Origin of the sequence: Geminicoccus flavidas (assembly GCF_009806515.1) — a bacterium.
In the GTDB taxonomy this organism is placed as follows: domain Bacteria; phylum Pseudomonadota; class Alphaproteobacteria; order Geminicoccales; family Geminicoccaceae; genus Geminicoccus; species Geminicoccus flavidus.
Genome location: NZ_WUJP01000637.1, coordinates 1 through 7,695, shown reverse-complemented (window position 1 = coordinate 7,695; position 7,695 = coordinate 1). Strand labels below are relative to the sequence as shown.

Sequence of the window (7,695 nt, the reverse complement as noted above, 5' to 3'; positions counted from 1 at the left end):
GTCACATGGCGGGGAGGCGTGATGAGTGGGTCCGACATCCTGATTGGCAAGGCCGGAACCCTCGACCAACGCCTCCTTCTCCGCCAGGCCAACCGCCACGGCCTGGTCGCGGGTGCCACCGGCACCGGCAAGACCGTGACGCTGCAGAGGCTCGCAGAGAGCTTCGCGAAGGCCGGGGTGCCGGTGTTCGCGGCCGACGTGAAGGGTGATCTCTCCGGCATCGCCAAGCCGGGCGCCACCGACACCAGGCTCGCCCAGCGCGCCCGCGAGCTCGCCATACCGGACTGGGTGCCGGCCGGCGTGCCTACCCTGTTCTGGGACGTGTTCGGCGAGCAGGGCCATCCGGTGCGCACCACCGTGGCCGAGATGGGCCCCTTGCTGCTCGCCCGGCTGCTCGAGCTGAACGAGGTGCAGGAGGGCATCCTCAACATCGTCTTCCGGATCGCCGACGAGGAGAAGCTGCTGCTGCTCGACCTTGCCGACCTGCGCGCCATGCTGAACGAGGTGGCCGAGCGGGCGGACGAGCTGCGCGCCACGTACGGCAATGTCAGCAAGGCCTCGGTGGGTGCCGTGCAGCGGGCCCTATTGGTGCTGGAGCAGCAGGGCGGCGACCGGTTCTTCGGCGAGCCGGCCCTGGCGCTCGCCGACCTAATGCGCACCACGCCGGACGGGATCGGCCAGGTGAGCCTGCTGGCCGCCGACCGGCTGCTGCACAGCCCCAGACTCTATTCCACCCTCCTGCTCTGGCTGATGTCCGAGCTGTTCGAGGAGCTGCCCGAGGCCGGCGACCTGGACAAGCCCAAGCTCGTGTTCTTCTTCGACGAAGCGCATCTTCTGTTCGACGGCGCGCCCAAGGTGCTGCTCGACAAGATCGAGCAGGTGGTCCGGCTGATCCGCTCCAAGGGGGTGGGCGTCTACTTCGTCACGCAGAACCCGGCGGACGTGCCCGACCAGGTGCTGGGCCAGCTCGGCAACCGGGTGCAGCACGCGCTGCGCGCCTTCACCCCGCGCGACCAGAAGGCGGTGCGGACCGCGGCCGAGACCTTCCGGGCCAACCCGGCCTTCGACACGGCCACGGTGATCACTGAGCTCGGCATCGGCGAGGCGCTGGTCTCGACCCTCGATGCGAAAGGCGTGCCCGGCGAAGTGCAGCGCACCCTAATCGCACCGCCCTGCAGCCGGGTCGGCCCGCTCACCGCGGAGGAGCGCAAGGCAGAGCTGGCGGCAAGCCCGCTGGCCGGCCGCTACGACCAGACGATCGACCGGGAGTCCGCGGCAGAGCTCCTGGCGGCGCGGGCCGGCACCGCCGGCGCACCTCCCGCGGCCGCGGCCGGCACGGTCGACCCCGCGCTTGCGGCAAGGCTGGATGCGGCGCTGGGCCGGACCGGCGCCCGACCTCCTGGGGGTAACCGCTACCCGCCGCCCGAGCCCCGACCGGAACCGGCCGCCCGGTGGCAGAGTGGCAGTCGCCGCGCACCGCCGGCCTCCATGGCCGAGCAGATCGCCACCACGGCGGTCAGAAACATGGCCTCGTCCATGGCCCGTTCGCTGGGCTCCCGGATGGGCAGCGCGCTGATCCGCGGCGTGCTGGGCTCGCTGTTGAAGGGCGGCCGCTGAATGCTGCGATTGTCTCGGCACAATTTGCGCGTGACTGCCGTCTTACTGTCGGGTGCGGCCCTGGCGGCACGCTCGACCTGACAAGAGTAGTGGACATCCAGACGGGACGGGATCAGGTTGCCTGTCCTGCGCGATCCAGGATTCCGGGCCGTGAACAATCACCTGGCCAGCTTCCGGGACGCGCCCTCGCCCGGCCTGACGGGCACCGACCTTCTGGGTGACGTATTCCATGGCTTCCGGCCCCACGGCCTCCGGCACGCTCACCGCCGAGCCCCTGAGCGCTCCAGTCACCGCCCCCGACCGGTCGGGTGGTGACATCGCGATCGCGATCCTGATCTCCGCCAGCGTCTGCCATCTGCTGAACGACATGATGCAGTCGATGCTGGCGTCGATCTATCCGCTCATCAAGGACGACTTCCAGCTCGACTTCGTCCAGATCGGCATCATCACGCTGGCCTTCCAGCTCACCGCCTCGCTGCTCCAGCCCTTCGTCGGCATGTGGACCGACAAGCATCCGATGCCGTTCTCGCTCCCGGTCGGCATGGGCTTCACCCTGGTGGGCCTGGTCCTGCTGGCCTTCGCGGGCGGCTTTACCAGCGTGCTGATCGCGGCGGCCATGATCGGCGTCGGCTCGTCCGTGTTCCATCCGGAAGCATCGCGGGTGTCGCGCCTGGCGTCAGGCGGCCGCCATGGCCTGGCCCAGTCGCTGTTCCAGGTCGGCGGCAATTTCGGCACCGCGATCGGGCCGCTGCTCGCGGCCTTCATCGTGGTGCCCTACGGCCGGCAGAACGTCCTGTTCTTCATCCTGGCCGCGGTGATCGGCATCGCGATCCTGTCCTACATGAGCAATTGGTACAATCGCCACCTGATCGCCCGGCGCGCCAAGAGTGTCGTCAAGGCGCTGGTCTCGCCCGTGTCCAGGCGGATGGTGCAGATCTCGCTCGCCATCCTGATCCTGCTGACCTTCTCCAAGAATTTCTACATGGCGAGCTTTTCCAGCTACTACACCTTCTACCTGATGGACCGGTTCGACCTGTCGGTGCAGAGCGCGCAGGTCCATCTGTTCCTGTTCCTGGGCGCTGCCGCTGCCGGCACGATCCTGGGCGGGCCGATCGGCGACGCGATCGGGCGCAAGCTGGTGATCTGGATCTCAATCCTGGGCGTGGTGCCGTTCACCCTGGCCCTGCCCTATGCCAACCTGTTCTGGACCGACGTATTTGCGATCCTGACCGGGCTGATCATGGCCTCGGCCTTCCCCGCGATCGTGGTCTATGCCCAGGAACTGCTGCCGGGCAAGGTTGGCATGGTGGCCGGCCTGTTCTTTGGCTTCGCCTTCGGCATGGGCGGCCTGGGCGCCGCGCTGCTCGGCTGGCTGGCCGACCACACCAGCATCGCCTTCGTTTATCAGGTCTGCTCCTTCCTGCCGCTGATCGGCATCCTGACCTGGTTCCTGCCGAACCTGGAGACGTCCCGGATGCGCCAGCGCGCCGCCCCGCGCGGCTGAGCGGGTGACCACAGGCGGGCAGGGCCTGAAGAGCGAGCGCTGGTTCCTCACCGGCCTCGGCATCGGCCAGATCTGCTCCTACGGCTCGCTCTATTACGGCTTCCCGCTGATCGGTGAGGCGATGGCGCGGGATCTGGGCCAGGGCAAGCCGGTGATCTATGGCGCCGCGGCCCTGGGCCTGATCGTGGCGGCCCTGGCGGCCTGGCCGGTCGGCGTCGTGATCGACCGCGGCCATGGCCGAGCGGTGATGGGCGGGGGTGCGGTGCTCGGCAGCCTCCTGCTGCTGCTCTGGTCGCAGGTGGACTCGCTGCTGCCCTACTACCTGATCCTAGGGGCACTTGGCCTGGTCCAGGCCGCCGTGTTCTACGACCCGGTCTTCGCGGTGGCCGCGCGCCGGTTCGGGCCGACGGAGGCCAGGCGCGGGATCACCGCGCTCACCATGTGGGGCGGCTTCTCCAGCACCGTGTTCCTGCCGATCATCCAGTTGCTGCTGGACCATCAGGGCTGGCGCACCACCCTGCTCGTGCTGGCCGCGGTCAATCTCCTCCTCACCGCCAGCCTCAACTTCCTGGTGATCGACCGGAGCCTCGACCGGGTCGAGCGGCTGGGACCCTCCGATGGACCGCGGCCGGCGGCGCTCAGCACCCGCGACATCCTGCGCCTGCCGGTGTTCTGGGCGCTTGCCCTGGCGTTCACCGCGCAGTCGGCCGCACTCTCCGCCTTCCTGTTCCACCTCTACCCGATCCTGCTGGAGCGGGGCTTCGCCACCGGTGACGTGGTGCTGGCCATGACGGTGATCGGCCCCACCCAGGTGGCTGCCCGCATGCTGCTCTGGCGGTTCGCGCCCAGGATCCCGGTCGGTCGGCTGGGGATCGCCACCGCCCTTGCTTTTCCCCTGTCCTTCCTGGCCCTGACCCTGGCCCCGCCCAGCCTCGCCCTGATCGTGCTGATCACCGCGGTGTACGGTACCGCCAACGGCATCATGACCATCGTGCGCGGCATCGCCGTGCCGGAGATGGTGACGCGTACGAACTATGGCGCGGTGAACGGCCTGTTGTCGGTGCCCGCCACGGTCGTGCGCGCGGCCGCACCGGTCGGGGCCGCCCTGCTCTGGGCGGCGACCGGCAGCTATGACTGGGTAATGTGGGCCATCACCCCTGCCACCGTGGTCCTGGCGGCCGCGTTCATCCTGGCCGTGCTGCTGGCCGGCCGCCCGACTGCCAAGGCCGCGGTCACCTGAATAGGATTGAGCTGCTCTGGGCCGCAGCGTCAATTTTTGCTTGAGCGCTGGTTCCTGCCATACTGGTTGTTCTTTCCGGAGCGGTTCGGTGCCAGGTGCATCCAAGGATACAGGTGTTGCACGCACGAACCCAAGAATATCAATGAACTCAACAGTCCAGCTCTGTCAGCAGGCCTCCGGCAACCTGGGAACCTGTCGTTTCCGGCGACTCTGCTGCGGTCGCGGTCCCCTTGCTGGGGCAGAGTCTCTAATGGGATGACGGCAACAGCTGCAGGCGCCCTATCTCCTCCTTGGTTGCCCCGATTGCCTGCCGTAGGCGGACGACCAGATCACCTGTCTCATGGCCAGCCTTGGCTTGCTGCTCGATCGATCGGGCCAGCACGCCGATGCGCAGGAGGCCAAAGCTCGGCGCCGTGCCTGCCAGCCGATGCGCCGGGCCGGCCACCGCCTGCAGGTCGTCCTGCAGCCTCTCGACCTCAGCCGCCAGTTGCTCTGCGGAACTCAGCGCGCCGCTCAGGAACTGCGTGAGCTTCTCCGGTCCAGCCATAGCCTTCAGTCCTTCGATCCGTTCCCGGTCGAGGAGCGGCTCGTCAGACTCCGGTGCCCGGTCTTCTGGAACTTGCGCGGGTTGGACATTCTTCGGCGCGGTCGGCAGCGCGCGGAACAGGTCGTCCCAGATCACCGGCTTCGTCAGGACCTGGCTCATGCCCGCTGCGAAGCAGCGCTGCCGCTCCGCCTCCATCACGTTGGCTGTCACGGCGATGATCGGAACCTCGTTGCGTGGCGGGGGCAGGCTGCGGATCCTCCGTGTTGCCTCGATCCCGTCCATGACCGGCATCTGCACATCCATCAGCACGACGTCGAAGTCCTCCCCCGCAACCTTCGCCACCGCCTGCTCGCCATTCGTGGCAAACGACACGCTATGGCCTTCCTTGGTCAGACCCGCATGCAGGAGATCCCGGTTGATCTCCACGTCATCGGCGACCAGAATCCGTAGCGGCTGCTTCGGGCTAAAAGCGGGTGCCGACATCTTCCGGGCAGCCACGATCACGTCGCCGGGTGCAAAGGGAAGGCTGAAGAAGAAGCGGCTGCCCCGGCCTGGCACGCTGGCCGCACCGATCTCGCCGCCCATGGCCGTCACCAGTTGCCGACAGATGGCGAGGCCCAGCCCGCTGCCGCCGAACCGGCGCGAGATCGACTGATCCGCCTGAGTGAACGGCCGGAACAACTGCTTCAGTCGCTCCTCGGCGATCCCGATACCCGTATCCTCGACCTCGAAATGGAACTGCACCCTGCCGTCCGCCAGCGGGATGTGCCAGATCCTGACCTGGACGCCGCCTTCGCAGGTGAACTTCAGCGCATTGCCGATCAGATTCACCAGGACCTGCCGCAGCCGCGCCGGATCGCCCCGCACGACTAGCGGGGAGTGCTCGTCGAGATCGAAGTCCAGCCGCAACCCACGCTCCGCAGCCTGCGGCGACATGATCAGCCGCACCTGCTCCAGCAGTTCCGGCACCGAGAAGTCGGCTTGTTCCAGGACGACACCGCCAGTCTCCAGGCGCGAGAAGTCCAAGACATCGTTGATCACGTGAAGGAGATGCTGACCGGACGTGCGGATGGCACGCAGGTATGCCTGCTGCCGAGGCTCCAGTGGCTCGGCGGCGAGGAGGTCGGCCATGCCCAGCACGCCCGTCATCGGTGTGCGGATCTCGTGGCTCATGGCGGCCAGAAACTGCGATTTGGCGCGGCCTGCCGCCTCTGCCGCCTCCTTCGCAGAGAGCAGTTCGCTGATCATCACCTCGCGCTGCGACAGAACCACCGCGACCGGCAGGGACGAAAGCAGCGCCACCGCCAGATAGAGCTGGAGCGCGAACATCAGCTCAATCGTGTCGGCACCGGGAAGAAGCCGCAAGAATGGGCCGTAGCCAGCCATGGTGAACTGGATGGCAAGGAGCCCCAGCACGATCACCATGAGCGAGCTTCCTCGGAGCCCCGTTCGAAAAGTGGCAAATAGCAGCAGCGGAAAGGTAAAGTACGTGGGAAGGAGATTCTCGGCGAAGATCAGGGCGGCGAGGGCTGCCATGAGACAACTCAGGAGCGCGGCTTCGATCACTGACCGCCTCATCCTCTCCCGCCACAGGCCCGGCTCCGTCCAACTCAGCACGAAAGGCACCACAAGCAGCAGGCCGAGGACCTCCGACGTGTACCAAGTCGACCAGACCATGCCGAAGGGCGCAAGTCCCCGGAAGAAGAGCTGAGCCGCCGCCACGGCCGCAGAGGCCACAGGAAGAAGAATGGCGACGAGCGCGAAGATCACCGCACCACGCGCCGTGTTGATGCTCCAGCCGGGACCGCCGAATCGTCGGATCAGCCAGGCGCCGAGCAGTGCCTCACCGGCCCCGATGGCTGCGTTCCCCACTCCCACCCGCCAGTCCGTTCCATTGACGTAGCCGCAGGCGAAGTCCGCCACGCCACCCAGAATGGCGAGGCTGATCCAGATGCGCGGCTGATGGCGCAGCAGTGCAGCATACAGGATGGGCGTCGCGAACCACACGGCCGCAATGTCGTCCAGCGTCTCCGTCAGCGTGAGCGAAAGGAGACCGGCGGCGAAATACGCAAGAGGAGTTGCCAGAGCGACGCCAGGTGCGGGCATGGCAGGCCGCAGCTTCTCCAAAGCTCGGCGGATCATTGATGGCATGAGATAGTCTTATGGAGCGGCAATGAAAAAGAACGAATTCACCGATAGAATCCTATTTCTAGCTTGGAAATGAGCTTAATCCGGTCACCCCGTTTCGCAGCATCTATCGTATTATTCATTGGGCCCACTGATCCGCGACTTCGACGTTGTTTATGTACCCGAGAAGTAGATCTCAGGCATCTGTGCTGCGGCAACGCGCCGTAGAAGTGTGAAGCCAGGGATCGGCAACGATGTTCGCGGTCACGGCAATGGCTGAGGGGCAGGCAAGTTCTTGGGTTCCCACCAATCTCCTCATCTAGAGGACGCGAGAGGCGATAATGGGTGTGCCAGCGTGTGGATTGCGCACGATAACACCGCAATGGCCATGCCTGCCGTGAGCACATCCGGAACGTGGACAGCCGCCGGATGGCTCAGCGGCAGTCCGTACTCACGACCGATCGGTGCGCGCCGCCGGTGCAGCGCAGCCCGACCAGGTCTGGCATCGGGCCGGCCGAGCCGTGCGCCCGCAGGTGGGCCCCGGTCGTGCTTGGCAATGCCGGCAGTGCCTGCCCGTAGAGCCAGGCCTGGAGGAGGCTAGGCACGTCCGGGTCGCGCGACACTCTTGCGGCCACACGCACAAAATCCGCTGAACGCACG

The 7,695-nt window shown here is 66.8% G+C and carries 4 protein-coding genes and 1 pseudogene; 3 read left to right on the top strand and 2 right to left on the bottom strand.

The annotated features are described in order from the left end of the window. Positions 1 to 21: 21 nt before the first annotated feature. From EQG76_RS17965 to EQG76_RS17955, 3 genes are all read left to right on the top strand, one after another. On the top strand, positions 22 to 1,617 hold the full coding sequence (locus EQG76_RS17965) for a helicase HerA-like domain-containing protein (RefSeq protein ID WP_159715760.1): 1,596 nt from the start codon (positions 22 to 24) through the stop codon (positions 1,615 to 1,617). 229 nt (positions 1,618 to 1,846) lie between these two features. Then, a complete protein-coding gene (locus EQG76_RS17960) occupies positions 1,847 to 3,121 on the top strand; it encodes an MFS transporter (protein WP_159715759.1) in 1,275 nt (424 codons plus the stop codon). Between the two features lie 4 nt (positions 3,122 to 3,125). Further along, positions 3,126 to 4,361 (top strand): MFS transporter, encoded by a 1,236-nt coding sequence (locus EQG76_RS17955; protein ID WP_159715758.1) that lies wholly within the window; start codon positions 3,126 to 3,128, stop codon positions 4,359 to 4,361. Between the two features lie 247 nt (positions 4,362 to 4,608). Here EQG76_RS17955 and EQG76_RS17950 read toward each other — a convergent pair whose 3' ends face one another. Then, complete coding sequence (locus tag EQG76_RS17950; protein ID WP_159715757.1) at positions 4,609 to 7,014, bottom strand: ATP-binding protein; 2,406 nt, start codon at positions 7,012 to 7,014, stop codon at positions 4,609 to 4,611. A 455-nt stretch (positions 7,015 to 7,469) separates the two neighbouring features. Next, positions 7,470 to 7,695: pseudogene (locus EQG76_RS32320) on the bottom strand (hypothetical protein); the annotation flags it as partial.